Raw genomic sequence first — 15,471 nt, 5'->3', positions numbered from 1 at the left:
CGTTGGCATAGGATCGATTTTACGATATCGACCATATCACACCATGAAAAACAACAGAAAACCATCGGAGGCACAACAAACTTTGTCCACTGGACCCGCGTGAGCATCCCGCAGCCGGGAAACGCCGACGGCTGTTTCTCGGCCAACCGGCATACGGCAGGTCCAACCGACGGAGAGCGCAACAGGTTAATAGGCACAAAGAAACATCTCGTCGGCCGGACTTTGCCCGATGGATACATCCACGAAAAGTTCACCCGGTAGCAAGAACCTATTTCAGGTGTTCTGACGGGCTCGCCACGCCCAGTCGACCAAAGAAGAAACGATCATGCTTCTCTCCGCGTGCTCGGGGGGCGACGAGCTGCAGTCGGACCAGGCCCTAGGTCGCGACTCTCGACGATCGTCCCATCCGACACGACCAGCTGCTCGAACAAACCTTCGGTCTCGGTGATCCAAAACGCGCCACCGAGGGTCATGGGGTCAAGGTTACGCTGCACGGTAGCCCGGAAGCGGCGACGGCGGACGAGCACGACCCGCAGGGGTCCACGCCCGCCCAGAAGCGACCCCCACGCGACCGTGAACGGCACCGGCGGCCGGCGCCCCTCGACCGACGTGGTGCCCTGGCGCCAGCCGAGAATCGGCGTGCGTTCGAGCGGATGATCGAGAACGTCCGAAAACGCATCCGCGGACCTGAGCCGCCAGCGCAGGAGTCCGACCGGCGAGCTCACCAGCTCGACTTCGACGCCGGAAAGCGGCAGCTCCATCCGGTCGAGCACCTGGTCCATCGCGCCACCTCCGCGCCGCGTCCGCAGAACCGGGCGAAGCCGCCGGTCCTCCACCCGTCGCGAACGACACACCCCATCCCACGATCGGATGCCGTCGCCCAGCGCCGCGAGGACTATAATCCGGTCACGACCACGGGTAGCGCATCCTCCATGCCGGGTGAGGAAGCAGCGACGGCAATGTCAGGGAACTCAGGGCACCGGGCACCCGTAAACGGCCGGTACCCGTACGTGGCCCGCAACCGGCACGCGAGGGCTACCGGCGCACAAGAGCTACCGGCACGCGAGGGCTACCGGCACGCGAGGGCGACTGTCACAGGAGGTGAAGCGCCCGGGCGCGCTGCACGGCATCGCGCCGGCGCGCCACGTCCAGCTTGCGGTAGATGCTCTTCAGGTGTGTCTTGACGGTGTTCACCGAGACGAACATCTCCTTGGCGATTTCCGCCGTGGTGAGCATCGTCGGCAGATAACTCAGGACTGCCTGCTCACGGCCGCTCAGCGGCTCGACCGGCACCGCCATCGGCTCCGGCGTTGCCAGCAGCCCCGACGGGGCATGCTGCGTCGCGGACAGGGCATGCTGCGTCGCAGACAGGGAATGCCGGGCCACCGCCTGGGAATCCTGAGCTGCCGCCTGGGAATTCTGGGCTACCGCCCGCGGCTCCGGCCATGGTCGAGCCATGGACGACAGTGATCCTCGAGGCATGGTCACGGGTTCGGGCTGCGCCGGCCCGGGTCCGGGCTGCGCCGCCTCGCCCCGGGTCAACAGCCGGTCGACGAGTACCCGGTGAGCGGCCCGCAGTCCTGGATGCGCCCGCAGCAGCGCCCGCACCTCCTCGCCCGCGTCCACGAACGGACGCATGACGCCTTCCTCCTCCGCCAACGCCAGTGCGCGGGCCAGCGACGCGGTCGCACGTGCCACCTCGCCGCCACGGCCGGCCGCCACCGCGTCCAACACGCACGCGGCCGTTATGCTGCCGATCCCGGATCCGGTGTCGGCCCGCAGCAGGGGGGCCAGGATCGCCACCGCAGCGGGCGTGTCGGCCCGGGCCAGATGGACGCGGGCCAGGGCGAGCAGTTCGGCCGGGTCGGGGCGGTGTTCGGTGATCCCGCGCCGCACCACGGCCAACGCCGCGTCCGGGTTGCCCACCGCGATCAGCAACTCGACCTCGGTAGCCAGCCGGGTCCGCACACAGATGTCGGGCAGCCCGACCGGACGGTGCGCGCCGAGCAACCGTCGGGCCGTCCGGACATCGCCCGCCCGACCCAGGACAGCCGCATTGAACAGGACGAGGAGCTCAGCGGTCACCGGCTGCGGCCATTGCCGACAGTAGCGTTCTGATTCGAATGCGTGTCCGCGGGCCGCGACAAAATCATCGGTCTCGAACGAGACGACCGCCATCGCAAGATGCACGTCGGCAAGCCCGGTGACCGCCGCCGGCTGGACATCGTCACGAGCAGTGGTGGCCGACCGGCTCCGGTCCGCCTCCGCGGCCCTGCCAGCCCAGGCTTCGGCCTGGCGCAGCCGCCCGCGCCAGGCGTGGGCCAGGGCGAGTCCGCCCAGACACGACAGCTCCACATCACCTGCGCCCACCTCGCGGGCAAGTCGCAGTGCCGCCCGGAACGACTCGGATGCGCCATCGGGACGACCACGCCACAGCTCGGCCCGGCCGCGGGTGGCAAACGCGACGGCACGCATGGCGGACAGATTGGTCCACAGCCCGCAATGATGACCATCTGCTCCCGCCGGCACGGCGGTGACGTCCGGGCGCTGGCCGACGCGCAGGAGCCTGCGAACGCAGGCAAGCATCCCGTCGGGATCCGCCCGCAGTTCGGCACAGCGCGCTTCGAGGACGTCGAGAACGGTCGTGACCAGACGCCTGCGACCCACCGGAAGGCTGGCCACCCGGATCCGTACACTGTTCACGCAGCGCTCCGCGGCCTCGACGTCACCCGCGCGGACGCCGCGTGCCGCAACTACGAGCGCACACTCGGTCGACTGGTCGGCAGACCCCACCGGGAACACATCGACCAATGCGCCGACCTGGGCCTCGCGCCCAGCGTCACCGGAGCCTGTGATCACCCCGAGGCCGCCCTCAACGAGCAGACAGGCGGCATAGCGCCAATCCCCGGCCCGACCTGCGTGACGGACGGCGGCCGAGAAGTCACGGCGCTCGGCGAACCACAGCGCCGCCCGCAGGTGTAGCTCGGGTTCGTCCTCACGACCCTCCCCCGCAAGATCAGCTCGCATGATGTCGACAAGCAGGCGGTGGAAGCGGTACCAGCTGTCCGCGCCGTCGATACCGACCACGAACGAGTTGGTCGCCGCCAGGTCCGCCAAGAGCGCCCGTCCGTCCACGACCTGGCCGACCGGCCCGGCGACGCCGACCGGCCTGGTGACGCCGGTCGGCCCAGTGACGCCGGTCGAGGCACGAACAGTCGGGCATGGTTCGGCCGCGACCGTGTCGAGCAGGGGCCCGGTGAGGCGGTCCAGCACGCTTGCGCGCAGGAGGACCCGCCGAACCTCCCCCGGCTGGCGACCGAGCACCTCCGTACGCAGGTACTCGGCGACGCCACGCCCGACACGATCACCACTGCCGCCACCGCTGTCGTGCACCGACGCCTCAGTAGCCGACAGCCGGAGGCCCGCGGCCCAGCCCTCGGTTCGTTCCAACAGCCAGTCCCGACTCTCGTCCGGAAGATCGACACCGTGCGCTTCGAACAGGGCCACCGCCTCCCGTGCGGTGAACGCGAGATCGGTCGGACCGATCTCCACCAACCGTCCCTCAAGCCGGAGCCGGTGCAGAGCAATGATCGGATATCGCGCGCACAGCACCAGTCGCAGCGCAGAGCCCGCACCGGTGGCGAGCAGTTCGAGCCCGGCGATCGCGACCGGGTCGGTGATCAGATGAACGTCGTCGACGATGAGCACAGCGGGCGCGGGCAGTTCCACGAGCGCGTTGGCCAGATCCCGCCAGCGCCGTTCGAAGCCGCTGTCCGGTGCCGGCCGCGGGATCATCGCCAGTGGCTGACCAACGGGAATGCGGCCGGTTGGCAGGATGCCGCCACGTTCGAGCGCGCACGACAGATGTGCCCAGAGATCAGTACCCGCATCCCCGTCGACGGACAACCACGCAACCGGCACAGGCGATCGGGCGGCGGCGACCCACGAGGCCGCGAGGACGGTTTTGCCGGAGCCGGCCGCCCCGCTGATCATGGTGATGCCACCGCTCACGCCTCGATCAAGCACCTCCCACAGACGGGCCCGGGGGACATGGGCGGCCGGCAGCGACGGCGGGGAGGTTCGAGAGACGACGATCGGCAGCACCCCTGGACCGGATGCGCCCGGGTAGGGAACGACGACGGCGGAAGCCTCCGTGTCAACCATCTCTCCACCCCTAACCGTTCAGCTGCGTTAGGTAGTGGTATCGCGACGAGAGGTTAGGGGCAAGGCCAGGTCTGCCATTACGATCTTTTGCTGTGGGTCCGGGTCACCGCCGGGGACCGCCGTCTCCCGGGCGACCAGAAGGCCGACCGCCCGCAGCCCGACCGCCCAGACGGGCGAGACCTGGAAGGCCCGAAGAGCCCGAAAAGCCCGAAGGACGCACAATCGAGACTGCGCGTCCGTCGGCGTGCTGTCCCGTGGATCGTCACGGGACAGCACCTGGCCGCCAGCCGGGCGCGGACAGCCCGCTCGCGGATCGAACGCCGTTATTCAGCGGCCTCCTAGGCGGCGCAGTCTGAGCAGACCGTCCGGCGAACGTCAGCGAGCTGGCTGCGATGGTGGACGAGGAAACAGCTGGTGCAGGTGAACTCGTCAGCCTGTCTCGGTAGCACCCGCAGGGCCAGTTCGTCGTCACGGACCTCGGCGTCTGGAAGATCCAACTCGGCCTCGAGTGCATCAACGTCATCTCCGAGATCGGCGGCAGCCCCGGCACGCTGCGCCTTCAGCGTCTCCAGGCTCTGTTCCTGGAGCTCGTCCTCCTCGACATCAGCGCCCCGCCGGGCGTCGAAGTCACGAGCCATGAAGTCTCCTTCCGTTCCAGATCCGATCGGTCGCGCACTGGGGTTCAGTGCGCGACCGCATGTCGGTACCCACTCAGGCCCATACCCGAACGGGATCGAGTGGTCACAATACGCAACGACCCTGGCGCAGATGCAACGGGTGAGGTTTGTCCGCATCCGCGTGTGGTCGGGGCGAGACAACGGATCTCTCCCGACCGACGCGAACAATACGGTCCCGCGCGGCAACAGGCCAGGCATCACGTGTACGGTGCGGTGTCAGACCCGCCACATGGTTACCCGAAGAGGGAATACCGGACAGGCCGCTGATATCGGGTAAGAGCTACAGATAGAGGCCGGTCAGCCCGTCATCCAGCCGCTCGGCGGCCACCGCGTGCACATCCCGTTCCCGCAGCAGGACGTAGGTTGTACCGTGCAGCTCGACCTCGGCTCGTTCCTCGGGGTCATAGAGCACACGATCACCCATCTGGATGGTGCGCACCGCCATGCCCACCCCGACGACGTCCGCCCAGGACAGCCGCTTGCCCATCTGCGCGGTGGCTGGAATAACGATGCCGGCCTTTGACCGACGGTCGGCCGAGTCCTCACGCGGGGCAACCAGAACACGATCATGAAGAAGTCTGATCGGCAACGATCCGGCCCGCATGTCGACGCCGGCCATCCCGCCGCCGGTCGCACCATTGACACCGCCGGAAGCAACACTCACGTGCCGGACACTACCCGCCGCGAGAACATCGCCCGACAACAGTGGTGCACCAACGGCCGCCACCCCGGTCATCCGACACCCGACCGCAGGCGGCGGGAGCGCCGATTCGAGATAGAAGCACGCGAAGCTCCCCGGATGGGGAATGCAGCCCCAACGGGGTATAAGCTGCCGCCCATCGCCGACCTGGCCGCTGTGGCCAGGCCGGCGAGTCGGTGTCGGGACCGGGGCGCGTGCGCGTCTACCGGCACCGGCAGGCAACCGAGGATCGGCACGCAGGCAACCGTGAGATGAGGCGCAACGATGGCTTTGCGAATCAGTGTGGACCTCGACGGGCTACGCTGGGCTGATCTTTTCCGGTTCGTCGACCTGGCCCGCAACGGCGGCATCGGGCCCGACGACCAGGTAGACGTGATCACATACGGTAGCGACCCGCTATCGGTCAGTCTGTCCGCACGGATCTACCCGTCAGACAACTTCGGTTCCGGTGACCCGGAACTCGCCAATGAGACAACCGGACGCTCAGGAGCGCCGGCCGTCGCACCACCGCCGGCCATGCCGTCGCCCAACGGCTCGTCGTTCGGTTACGACACACCGCCCGGCGAGCGTGGCGTGACCGGCAACGGTGCGCACTACCCGGCCTTCGAAACCCCCAGCGAACGCCCGGGCCAGGGCACACCCAACCTGCCTTCGTTCGCCGGCGGCTATGAGGGGCAGGGCGAGCGTGGCGGTCCGCCCGCGGCGGGCGCCACGCACTACCCGGCCTTCGACGGACAGGGCGGCGAGCGGCTCGGCGCCGGCGGCGCCGGCGGAGCCGGCGGGCAGTTCGCCGGTTTCGAACCGGTCTTCGACCGTCAGGGTGGGATCAAGGAGCCCGGTGCAGGCGGCCAGGGTCAGGTCGAGAGCCCCTACATTGAGGAGTTCGCCCGCCTCCAGGAGGGCCTGATGCGCCAGTCTCGCCGGCCGGACGAGGTTCGCCCCGAGCGGGGATGAGAGCGTCGGCCCACGCAGTCGGCCCGGCGGGTCAGGCCGTGGCATCGCCGGACGGATCGTGATGTACACGGTGTATAATATTCAGTTTACTAATGTGTGACAAATTACTACAAATAGTCGTATTGTTACCAGACTGACCAGTCAAGGGCGGTACCGGTAACACATCCCACGAAGCGATGGTGCATGCTGCCTGCGATGGAGGATCAGCGGACGGACGAGGTCGGGCGCTACTGCAACCAGTTGCGCTCGGAGCTCCACATGATCTCAAACGGACCTGTTCTCGCCGGTCCGCGGATGATCGAGCACATCGGGGCCCTGCTGAACCTCCTCGATCTTCACCAGCCGAACGAGTTCGACCTGTGTATGAGCTGCGACCGCCTCTGGCCGTGTCCGACGGTCATGGTGGTCACGGGGGTCCCGGCTGCGGACGACACCGGCCCCGACACCGGGCCGAATGGCGCTGGCGGCGTGTCTGCGCCGGCCACTGTGTCCGCGACCGCGGAGTCTTCCCCTGCCGTCGACACGTCCGCGCAGGTGCGGGCGCAGGGGCCGCCGCCTGGGCTGGAGACCATGCCGGCGCCGCTGCCCGCGCCACCGGTGACCGCGCCGATGGAGCTGGCCGCCCGGAACGGCTACCCTGCCCCGACCTCGCCCGCCGCATACCCCGGCGGACCCCATCCCGGCGGACCCCATCCCAGCGGGCCGCTGCCCACAGCCCCGCGTCCGGCCAGGCCCGTCGCGCCGGCGGCCATGCAGGGTCCCGGAACGGGCGCGTACCCGGTGTCAGCGACCGCCGGCAATCCGACGGGATGGATCCCGTCCTCGACCGCGTCGCTGTCAACCGGAGCACATCGCATCCCACGCCCGCTGACGGGCCAGGCTGGAACGCCCACACCGCCGGCGACCGGACAGTTTCCAGCGGTACAGCCACCGCCAGGACGCCCACAGCCAGGGGTACAGCCACCTCAACGGCCGCCGGCGGCGCAGCAACCACCAGCTCCGCCGCAGTCACCGACCGCGGCACAACCGCCAGGACCGGCTCCCTACCCGATGCCACCGTCACCGCGGCAGCGCCCCACCGGTCCCGTCCAGCCGCTCGGGCGGGAGCAGCAGGCGCACCAGCAACCCGCGCCGTGGAACGGCAGCCAGCCGTCCGGACAGCCGTTGCACGGACCAGCCATACCCGCGGCCCGACCCGCGCCGGTGATTTCCGGTCCGATGGGGATCCCGCCCACCCGGATGCCCGCCCAACCCTTCCCGGCCGAACCGGCCGTGTCGACTGGCAACGGGATGGCCCGGCGGGCGGCACCGTCGAGCATCGACCGAATGGCACCGTCGAGCATCGACCGAGCCGCCGCTGACCCCCAGCAACACCATCCGCGCTATCCGCATCCCGCTGCACCGCGCGCCGATGTCCCGCAGCCAGCAAACGCCCAACATCCTGGAACGCCTCCACAGCACGGAACGCCGCAAGATCTACAAGCACAGCCGGGCCACAGTCCGCATCCGGGATCAGCTCCTGACGGGACTAAAAACCACGAAGGCGGCCGCTGGCCGGGCTACGGCAACATCCTCGACGGCATCGATGTGATCTAGAACCTGCCCGGTAGAGCTTCGATTGCGCGGACCACGCTGGGCACACCGACAGCTATTGCGCAATCCCCCGGGGCTCCGGGCAGCCACCAGGGCATGCGGCCGTCTGCCGGCACAAGCGGTGGGCTCGGGGCAACGACCGCCGTCCCCCGAGCTGCGTGCCGTCCGATCACACGCAAGGGTGGACCCGTGTTCGCCAGGTAGCCGACAGTCGGTGACAAGACCATGCCAACAAGGTTTGAACGCTGACGGCGGGTGGCATGAAGGCGACAGTGGCGGGCTGGTGGCGATGTTCGGACACATCGTGATGTTCGGCGGCATACCCGTCGGCAGTGACCGGTGGAGGGTGAGGCGTGGCCGAAGCTCTTATCGCACGCTTCGATCTACCTGCCAACGCCCGCGCCGCGGGGCGGGCCAGGCGTCTCGTCAACGAACTGCTGGCCACCTGGGGTCGCGAGGAGGACGCCGAGATCGCCCGCCTGCTGGTCAGTGAGGTCGTCACCAACGCCGTGCGCTATGCCCGGTGCAACGACCCACTGCACGTCCAGATTCTGGCGCAGAACGACCGGGTGCGGATTGCAGTCGGTGACGGCAGCGCGATGCGTCCGATCCTGCGGACGGTGTGCGACGACGACGAATCCGGCCGCGGGATGCATCTGGTGGCGGCTCTGGCCAGCGAGTGGGGCGTGATCGACAAGCCGGCCGACGACAGCCCCGGCAAACACGTGTGGTTCGAGCTGACCGCGCCAGCGCCGGTCCATATTCCCATCAGCGCCGCACCGCCGGCAACGATCGGGAGCTGCCAACCCGAGTTGCTCCATTGACTGGCTCTTCCAGCGTCTTTGCGCCGGTCCCGGGCTGCCCATCCAGGGGTGGCCGTCAGGGGTGGCCGCAGTGGGCGGGTGGATGATGAGACGGTGTCCGCGCCCACGTCGTAGCGCAGTGGCAGTGGCAGTGTGAGGTCACCGACAGGGAGGCGCCATGCCCGTTCCCACGGATGTCCGGCTGGACGTGCGGATCCTGCTCGATACGGGTGACCACCTGGTGGCCGTCTATCTGCCGGCCGAAGCGGCCCACGTGCTGCCCGGCGGAACCGTCGAACCCGGTGAAGGCGTCGGCGCGGCCGCGGCCCGGCACCTGCGCGTACTCGTCGGCAGCGACCGGGATGCACGCACGCCGCCGGCAGCCACGGCCGTGCCTGCGTCAGTGGCGTTACCCGCCTTCGTGGGCTGCGTCGAACATGCGACCGGGCCAGCTGAGCACCGCACGATCACGACGTTGTTTTCGGCCGACATCCCGGCCGGCACGGACATACCCGCCACGTATCTGGGCGCACCGCTCGTCGTGCTGTCCCTCGGGAGCCTCGATGAGCGATCATTGACTCCCCCGGCGGTCGCCGCTGTGGCGATCCGCTGGCTGGAGGACCGCTGGCCGACGTGGCGCGGCCTACCGGTGTCCGAGCCCGAGCCGTGGTGGAACCATCTACGCGGGTCCGCACAGTCTTTCCGTGCCCAACTGGATGCCCGCCGACACGAACTCGACGACACGTCCTTCCGGGACGCCGCCGTCGCCATGTGCGCACTCGTCGCCGCCGCCGACGGCACCATCGACGCGCGGGAGCGGGACGCGATGGCGACCATCGTCACCACCGACCGGGTCCTGAACGCTTTTCCACCGGACGAACTGCTCGCGTTGTTCGACGCGCACGTGGCGGCGTTTCGCGCGGATGCCGGCGAGGCCAGGTCCGCGGCGCTCCGCGAGATTGCCAAGGTGCGCGGGCGCAGGGTGCGAGCACGGTCAGTCGTCCAGTTCGGAGCGGTGATCGGACACGCTGACGGCACGTTCGACCCGGCCGAGCGGACCGCCGTCCGACAGGCGATCGATGTTCTCGGGCTCGATCCCACAACCCTCGCAGTCCAGGCAGTCCAGGCAGTCCGTCCGTGAGCACCACCGACCGTCCCTGAGCACCACCGACCGTCCCTGAGCAGCACCGATCACCCCTGGCCACCACCGACCGCTCCCGACGACCGAAGAAAGGCGGGCCGACCCGGTGGACACCGTCACGGCAGCCATGTCCGCGCCCAGCACGTCCAGCACGTCGGTGGTGTTGAGCGCACGTGTGCTCTTCACGACCGGCGAGCGCATCATCGTCGCCAACCGCCGGGGGCAGGCATGGTGCACCCTGCCCGGCGGGAACGTGAAGCCGGGCGAGCGCGTGGAGCAGGCGCTGCACCGCAAGATCCGGGTGGAGACCGGCCTGGCCGTGCGCACCCTTGACTTCGTGGGATGCGTGGAGCACTCGTTCGTCGAGGCCGGCCGGGCGTGGCATGAGCTGAACATGGTGTTCGCGTCCACCCTGTCACCGTTCGCGGAGATCGCCAGCCGGGAAGAGGCCATCGACCTGGGCTCGCTGGCCGTGGCCGACCTCGACGCCTTCGAATTCCGGCCCGCGCACCTGCGGACGGCCATTGTGAACTGGCTGAGCACCTACCGTCCGGGCTGGTACGGCCCGGACGGCCGTACCAGCTGACGCGGGTAGCGACAGGCCAGGCGAATCTGTTCCGGTCCGCGGGGATTCGGATGTCCGGATGGATCGGGTCGCACAGCGGATCCGCACCGGCCTTCTCCGTATCATGTCAAACACCGATCACGATCAGTCACCGTGACGAACCCCACGTGTGTAACAGCCGGGGTACGGCCGATCCCATTGCGTTCCCGCACAAACCGGCTGTGTAACCGATGAATATCACGCTGTCCGCCGAGACGCCGGAATGAAGATCCGTCCACAGGATGTACGTTGTTCAGCATCCGTTATGAATCCCGATCTACCGTTGGCGCCATGACGCCCGGATGGGCAGCCTCCGAAAGAGCGGCCCCGGCAACAGCAGCTGCTGACAGCACCGCCGTCGTACTACCGCCGGTCGCCATACCCCACCAACGCACGACGCACCCATTAATGCGGGAACTGCCTGGTGAGGGCCTGGCACATCCGCTTGCGCTGACAGGAATCCGTTGGCATCGCGCTCGCGCGGGCTGGCTGCGCCGGCCCGGGGCCCTGATCGGGATTTCCATCGCCGTCCCGATGACGCTGCTCCTCGTGATCAGATTTCGGAGCGAGGTAGCCGCCACGCTGTCGAACGTCCCGGCTCCCAGCTGGCCCTGGCTCGTGGTGTGCGGGCTCGCCTCCGCCCTGTTTTTTCTGGCCAACGCACTCGCCCTGCGCGCGGCCAGTGGGCTGCCGCTGCGGCTGCCGACGGCGGCGGGGGTCCAGCTCGCGGCCGCGGCTGCAAACCGGGTCCTGCCGGCGGGCCTCGGGGCGATCGCGGTGAACGTCCACTACCTGGAACGCCAGCAACTCACCCGGTCGGCCGGGCTGAGCGCCGTCGCCGCCGTGAAGGTCGCCGTCGCCCTCGCGCACGTGGCCGGAATCGTGCTCGTCGCCGGCCTGGTCGGCGGTCGGGGGCCCGCGCTTGGCACACCCATCGGGCCGATCACGCGACACGTCGGGTCCGGGCCGGCCCTGGCATGCGTTGCCGGCTGTCTGCTCGGCTGCGTCGCGGTCGGCGGGCACCCCCGGGTCCGGGCCCGGTTGGGGCCCCCGCTGACGGCCGCGGGCCGGCATCTTCTGCTGCTCGCCCGGTCACCTCGACGGACGGCGATCCTGCTCGCCTCCGCCGCCGGCACCAAGATCGCACAAATCGTGGCCTTGGCTTCGTGCGTCTGGGCGTTCAACGGTTCGGGGTCGATGCTGTCCATCGCCACCATCTACCTGATCGGTGCAGCAGTGGCCGGAGCCGTGCCGACAGCCGGCAACGTCGGGGCGCTCGAACCGGCCCTCGCCCTCGGCCTCACCGCCGCCGGGGGCGAAGCCGCGTCCATGCTCGCCGCCGTTCTCGTGTACAGGCTGATCAGCTACTGGCTCCCGGTGCTGCCCGGAGCGGCGACACTGACCACCCTGCGCCGTCGCAACGTGCTGTAGTTCCCGTGCTACTTGTCAGTTCCCATGCTGCCTGTCAGTGCCTGTGCTTCCCGTCCGACCCGGAGTCCTTGATGTTGTGGCCGGCGCCGGTGGGTCAGCCGACGCCCAGGCCCTTGGCGACCCGCGCGCCGAGGTCCGGATCGACCTGGCGCCAGTACTCGACGACACGCCGCTGGACGTCGGCCTGAACATCCTGGGACGCATGCCCGACGATGTTGCCCACCAGGTGGTCGCGGTCAGTGTCGGACATCACGTCTCGATACAGCGTGCCCGCCTGGCCGAAGTCGTCGTCGTCCCGCCGCAGCGTGTATGCCGACCGGACGAACTCGCCGTCGGCCTCCCACACGGCGTCGTCGGCGTACCGGGCCGCGTCGGCCCTGGGGCCGCCGTAGCTGTTCGGCGCGTACACCGGGTCGCGGGACGGCTCGTAGCGCATTGCGCCGTCCTTGTTGTAGGAGTTGACCGGCGACTTCGGACGGTTGATCGGTAGTTGCAGGTAGTTCGGGCCAATCCGGTGACGATGCGTGTCCGGGTAGGAGAACAGCCGGCCGAGCAACATCTTGTCCGGACTCGGGCCGATCCCCGCCACCATGTTCGCCGGCTCGAACGACGCCTGCTCCACCTCGGTGAAGTAATCGCCGGGATTGCGGTTCAGGACCATGCGTCCGATCGTGATCGGCGGGTAGTCCGCGTGTGGCCAGACCTTGGTCAGGTCAAACGGGTTGAAACGGTAGGTGGCGGCAGCCGCGAACGGCATGATCTGTATTTCCAGCCGCCAGGACGGATATTCACCGGCATCTACAGCCGATGCGAGATCGCGGATGTGATAGTCGGGATCGACCGACACCGTTGCCTTCGCCTCGGCGTCGGTGAAGGTGTCGATGCCCTGCTCGGTCTTGAAGTGGTACTTCACCCAGAACCGTTCACGAGCCGCGTTCACCCACATGAATGTGTGACTGCCGTAACCGTTCATGTTGCGCCAGGAGCGTGGCGTCCCGCGGTCGCTCATCAGGATCAGCACCTGGTGGGCGGATTCGGGTGACAGCGTCCAGAAGTCCCACTGCATGTTGTTGTCTCGCAGGTGGTTGTCGGCACGCCGCTTCTGCGAGTGGATGAAGTCCTGGAACTTACTCGGGTCGCGTACGAAGAAGATCGGCGTGTTGTTGCCGACCAGGTCGTAGTTACCCTCCTCGGTGTAGAACTTGATCGCGAAGCCACGCGGGTCACGAACCGTGTCAGCGCTGCCGAGCTCCCCCGCCACCGTGGAGAAGCGGACGAACACGTCCGTGCGCCTGCCCACCTCGGCGAGGAACGCGGCCCTCGTGTAGGGGGTGACGTCCGCGGTCACCTCGAAGTAACCGTGCGCACCGCCCCCCTTGGCATGGACGACCCGCTCGGGCACCCGCTCCCGGTTGAACTGCGCCATCTTCTGGACCAGATAGTGGTCCTGGAGCAGCAGCGGGCCGTCCGGGCCGACGGACAGCGAGTGCTCGTCGCTGGCGGCCGGGATGCCCGCATCAGTCGTCGTCGCGGGTGTCTGGTTCGCGGATGTCTGGTTCGCGGGTGTCTGGTTCGCAGGTGGTCGAGACTCGGCCATTGAGGCTCACTCCTGTCCAGTCGTCGTGGCGGCCCTGTTCCTCGGTGCAGCCCTGTCCGTCGGTGCGGTCTGCCGCACCGACGGGGCCTGCGTGAAGAAGGCCTACCCGCCGGGGGCCGCTGGATACTCCCGAACCACGAACCACGAACCACGAACCACGAACCACGAACCACGACCCGCGACCCGCGACCCGCGACCCGCGACCCGCGAAGCAGGTCACCTATGCCGGCTCGTTCAGCCGCAGGACCGCACGCGTCTCGTGCTCGTGCCCGAGGATGGACAGCCCACCGGCGTCCAGCACGAACCGGGCGCCGAGAACCGGATCGAGCTCCAGCCAGCGCGCAACCAGCACCCGCAGCATGTGGCCGTGCCCGGCCAGGGCTACGTCACCTCGTTCCAGGTACGACAGGACGCGTCCGATCACCACATCGGCGCGGCCGCCGACCTGGGCGGGGGTCTCACCTCCGCCGGTGGGTCCGGTCCACACCGTCCAATCTGGCACTGATCGGCGGATGTCAGGCGTCGTGACTCCCTCGAACTCTCCGTAGTTCCACTCGGCGAGATCGTCCCAGACCTCGAACCGCGCCACCCCTGCACCGGCAGCAGCCCGGTCGCAATGGTCGGCCGAACGGGTCAGGCCGGCGAGTTCGGCCGTCCGCAGGGCACGCTGCCTCGGGCTCGCCGCGACCAGGACGAAGGACCAGGCGGCGAGCCTGTCCGCAAGTCGGGCGGCCTGTTTCTCCCCGGCCGGCGTGAGCGGCACGTCTGTGACACCGGTGTGCCGACCGGACCGGCTCCACCCGGTCTCGCCATGGCGGAGCAGCACGAGCCGACCTGAGGGAACGAGGATTGCCGGCAACTCACACCACGCAGTCCAACGTCACTGGGCTCGACGACGACGGCGGCGACGGCGACCGACCCCGACAGCCAGTAGCAGGGCGCTCCCGGCTATGAGGACCCGATCCCACCGAACGGTGCGTCGTAGGCCGTATCCCGAACCGGTATCACCGGCAAGGAGCTGCCCATCCGGTGACGCACCGACGTCGAAAGCCTCCCCGTCCTCCCCATGGAATCCCGTGGTGATCGCATCCGGCCCGGCGAAGCTACCGGAGATCACCTTCTGACGAAGTTCAGCCACCCGGCCCCTGATCTGCTCGCCGGTCCGCTCGACGACCCTTCTGGGACTCACGAGCTCGGCAATTGCATCCAGGGTTACCGCCAGCTCGGCACGGGTGTTCTCGATCTGCTGCTGGATGGCAGCCGGGTCCTGCGGCACCAATGTCGCCCTTCCTCCGCGCGATGACTGCCTACCTGGCCTTAGAGCGCCCGGCAATAGGGGACGCGGCGTCGCGGGGCTGGGGCGCGCACCTCGCTGTGTTGTCGTCGGTCGCCACCCAACACCAGGGTGACTTCCTCCTCCGCCTCGCGATCTACGCGCCCCAGCCCCGTTCCTTGATCCACACCCCTGTTGCCGGGCGCTCTTAGAGCGACCGGCAACACTGTGACAGCCACGAACTCCCGAGTCGACGCCAAGGATCCGGTGGTCTCCGGCAGTGCGATCGTCGGGGACCGGTGGATCGCGAAGCAGTGCGACGCCTGGCCCGCAGCACTGCCGAGGATCGTGCCAGAACGGGCACAAAAGCGCGAGGCGAAACGGCGGCGAGCGGCACAGCTCACCGGCCCCGCCGGGACCGGCGAAAACCGCGGCCCACGCGCCGGTGTTTACCCTGGTCGGGTGAGCTGCCGACGACGTCCGCGCTGGCGGCGACGGCGGCCGGGGCACGCTGTTCGCCCGCGTCGGTCCGCC

General features: G+C 68.7%; 13 protein-coding genes. 6 read left to right on the top strand and 7 right to left on the bottom strand.

What is annotated here, in order from left to right; all coding sequences use genetic code 11:
* Positions 1-323: 323 nt before the first annotated feature.
* The 4 genes from U9983_RS05740 to U9983_RS05725 all read right to left on the bottom strand — a co-directional run bounded on the left by U9983_RS05740 (position 324) and on the right by U9983_RS05725 (position 5,505).
* A complete protein-coding gene (locus U9983_RS05740; protein ID WP_322753018.1) occupies positions 324-782 on the bottom strand; it encodes a hypothetical protein in 459 nt (152 codons plus the stop codon).
* 310 nt (positions 783-1,092) lie between these two features.
* On the bottom strand, positions 1,093-4,164 hold the full coding sequence (locus tag U9983_RS05735) for a LuxR C-terminal-related transcriptional regulator (protein ID WP_322753017.1): 3,072 nt from the start codon (positions 4,162-4,164) through the stop codon (positions 1,093-1,095).
* A gap of 338 nt (positions 4,165-4,502) precedes the next feature.
* The gene (locus U9983_RS05730; RefSeq protein ID WP_322751111.1) at positions 4,503-4,802 is read right to left on the bottom strand and encodes a DUF4193 family protein; all 300 of its coding nucleotides are present in this window, start codon (positions 4,800-4,802) and stop codon (positions 4,503-4,505) included.
* A gap of 319 nt (positions 4,803-5,121) precedes the next feature.
* Positions 5,122-5,505, bottom strand: coding sequence for a co-chaperone GroES (locus tag U9983_RS05725; protein ID WP_322753016.1), 384 nt, complete (start codon positions 5,503-5,505; stop codon positions 5,122-5,124).
* Positions 5,506-5,805: 300 nt separating this feature from the next.
* On the opposite strand from U9983_RS05725, the gene U9983_RS05720 reads away from it, so the two are divergent.
* The 6 genes from U9983_RS05720 to U9983_RS05695 all read left to right on the top strand — a co-directional run bounded on the left by U9983_RS05720 (position 5,806) and on the right by U9983_RS05695 (position 12,067).
* The gene (locus tag U9983_RS05720) at positions 5,806-6,495 is read left to right on the top strand and encodes a hypothetical protein (protein ID WP_322753015.1); all 690 of its coding nucleotides are present in this window, start codon (positions 5,806-5,808) and stop codon (positions 6,493-6,495) included.
* A gap of 183 nt (positions 6,496-6,678) precedes the next feature.
* A complete protein-coding gene (locus U9983_RS05715; protein WP_322753014.1) occupies positions 6,679-8,091 on the top strand; it encodes a hypothetical protein in 1,413 nt (470 codons plus the stop codon).
* Between the two features lie 350 nt (positions 8,092-8,441).
* On the top strand, positions 8,442-8,912 hold the full coding sequence (locus U9983_RS05710) for an ATP-binding protein (RefSeq protein ID WP_322753013.1): 471 nt from the start codon (positions 8,442-8,444) through the stop codon (positions 8,910-8,912).
* 157 nt (positions 8,913-9,069) lie between these two features.
* A complete protein-coding gene (locus U9983_RS05705; protein WP_322753012.1) occupies positions 9,070-10,032 on the top strand; it encodes a tellurite resistance TerB family protein in 963 nt (320 codons plus the stop codon).
* 106 nt (positions 10,033-10,138) lie between these two features.
* Complete coding sequence (locus U9983_RS05700) at positions 10,139-10,618, top strand: NUDIX domain-containing protein (RefSeq protein WP_322753011.1); 480 nt, start codon at positions 10,139-10,141, stop codon at positions 10,616-10,618.
* A gap of 426 nt (positions 10,619-11,044) precedes the next feature.
* Positions 11,045-12,067, top strand: a complete 1,023-nt coding sequence (locus U9983_RS05695) for a YbhN family protein (protein ID WP_322753010.1) — start codon at positions 11,045-11,047, stop codon at positions 12,065-12,067.
* A 94-nt stretch (positions 12,068-12,161) separates the two neighbouring features.
* Here the strand turns inward: U9983_RS05695 and U9983_RS05690 are convergent, their stop codons facing one another.
* The 3 genes from U9983_RS05690 to U9983_RS05680 all read right to left on the bottom strand — a co-directional run bounded on the left by U9983_RS05690 (position 12,162) and on the right by U9983_RS05680 (position 14,940).
* Positions 12,162-13,664 carry a catalase gene (locus U9983_RS05690; RefSeq protein WP_322753009.1) on the bottom strand — a complete coding sequence of 501 codons (1,503 nt, stop codon included), beginning with the start codon at positions 13,662-13,664 and terminating at the stop codon, positions 12,162-12,164.
* A 220-nt stretch (positions 13,665-13,884) separates the two neighbouring features.
* Positions 13,885-14,490, bottom strand: coding sequence for a histidine phosphatase family protein (locus U9983_RS05685; protein ID WP_322753008.1), 606 nt, complete (start codon positions 14,488-14,490; stop codon positions 13,885-13,887).
* 54 nt (positions 14,491-14,544) lie between these two features.
* Positions 14,545-14,940, bottom strand: coding sequence for a DUF3618 domain-containing protein (locus tag U9983_RS05680; RefSeq protein ID WP_322753007.1), 396 nt, complete (start codon positions 14,938-14,940; stop codon positions 14,545-14,547).
* Between the last annotated feature and the right edge of the window lie 531 nt (positions 14,941-15,471).

It is taken from the genome of Protofrankia sp. Cas3, from assembly GCF_963555955.1.
GTDB lineage: Bacteria > Actinomycetota > Actinomycetes > Frankiales > Frankiaceae > Protofrankia.
This window is presented reverse-complemented; position numbering and strand designations above follow the sequence as displayed.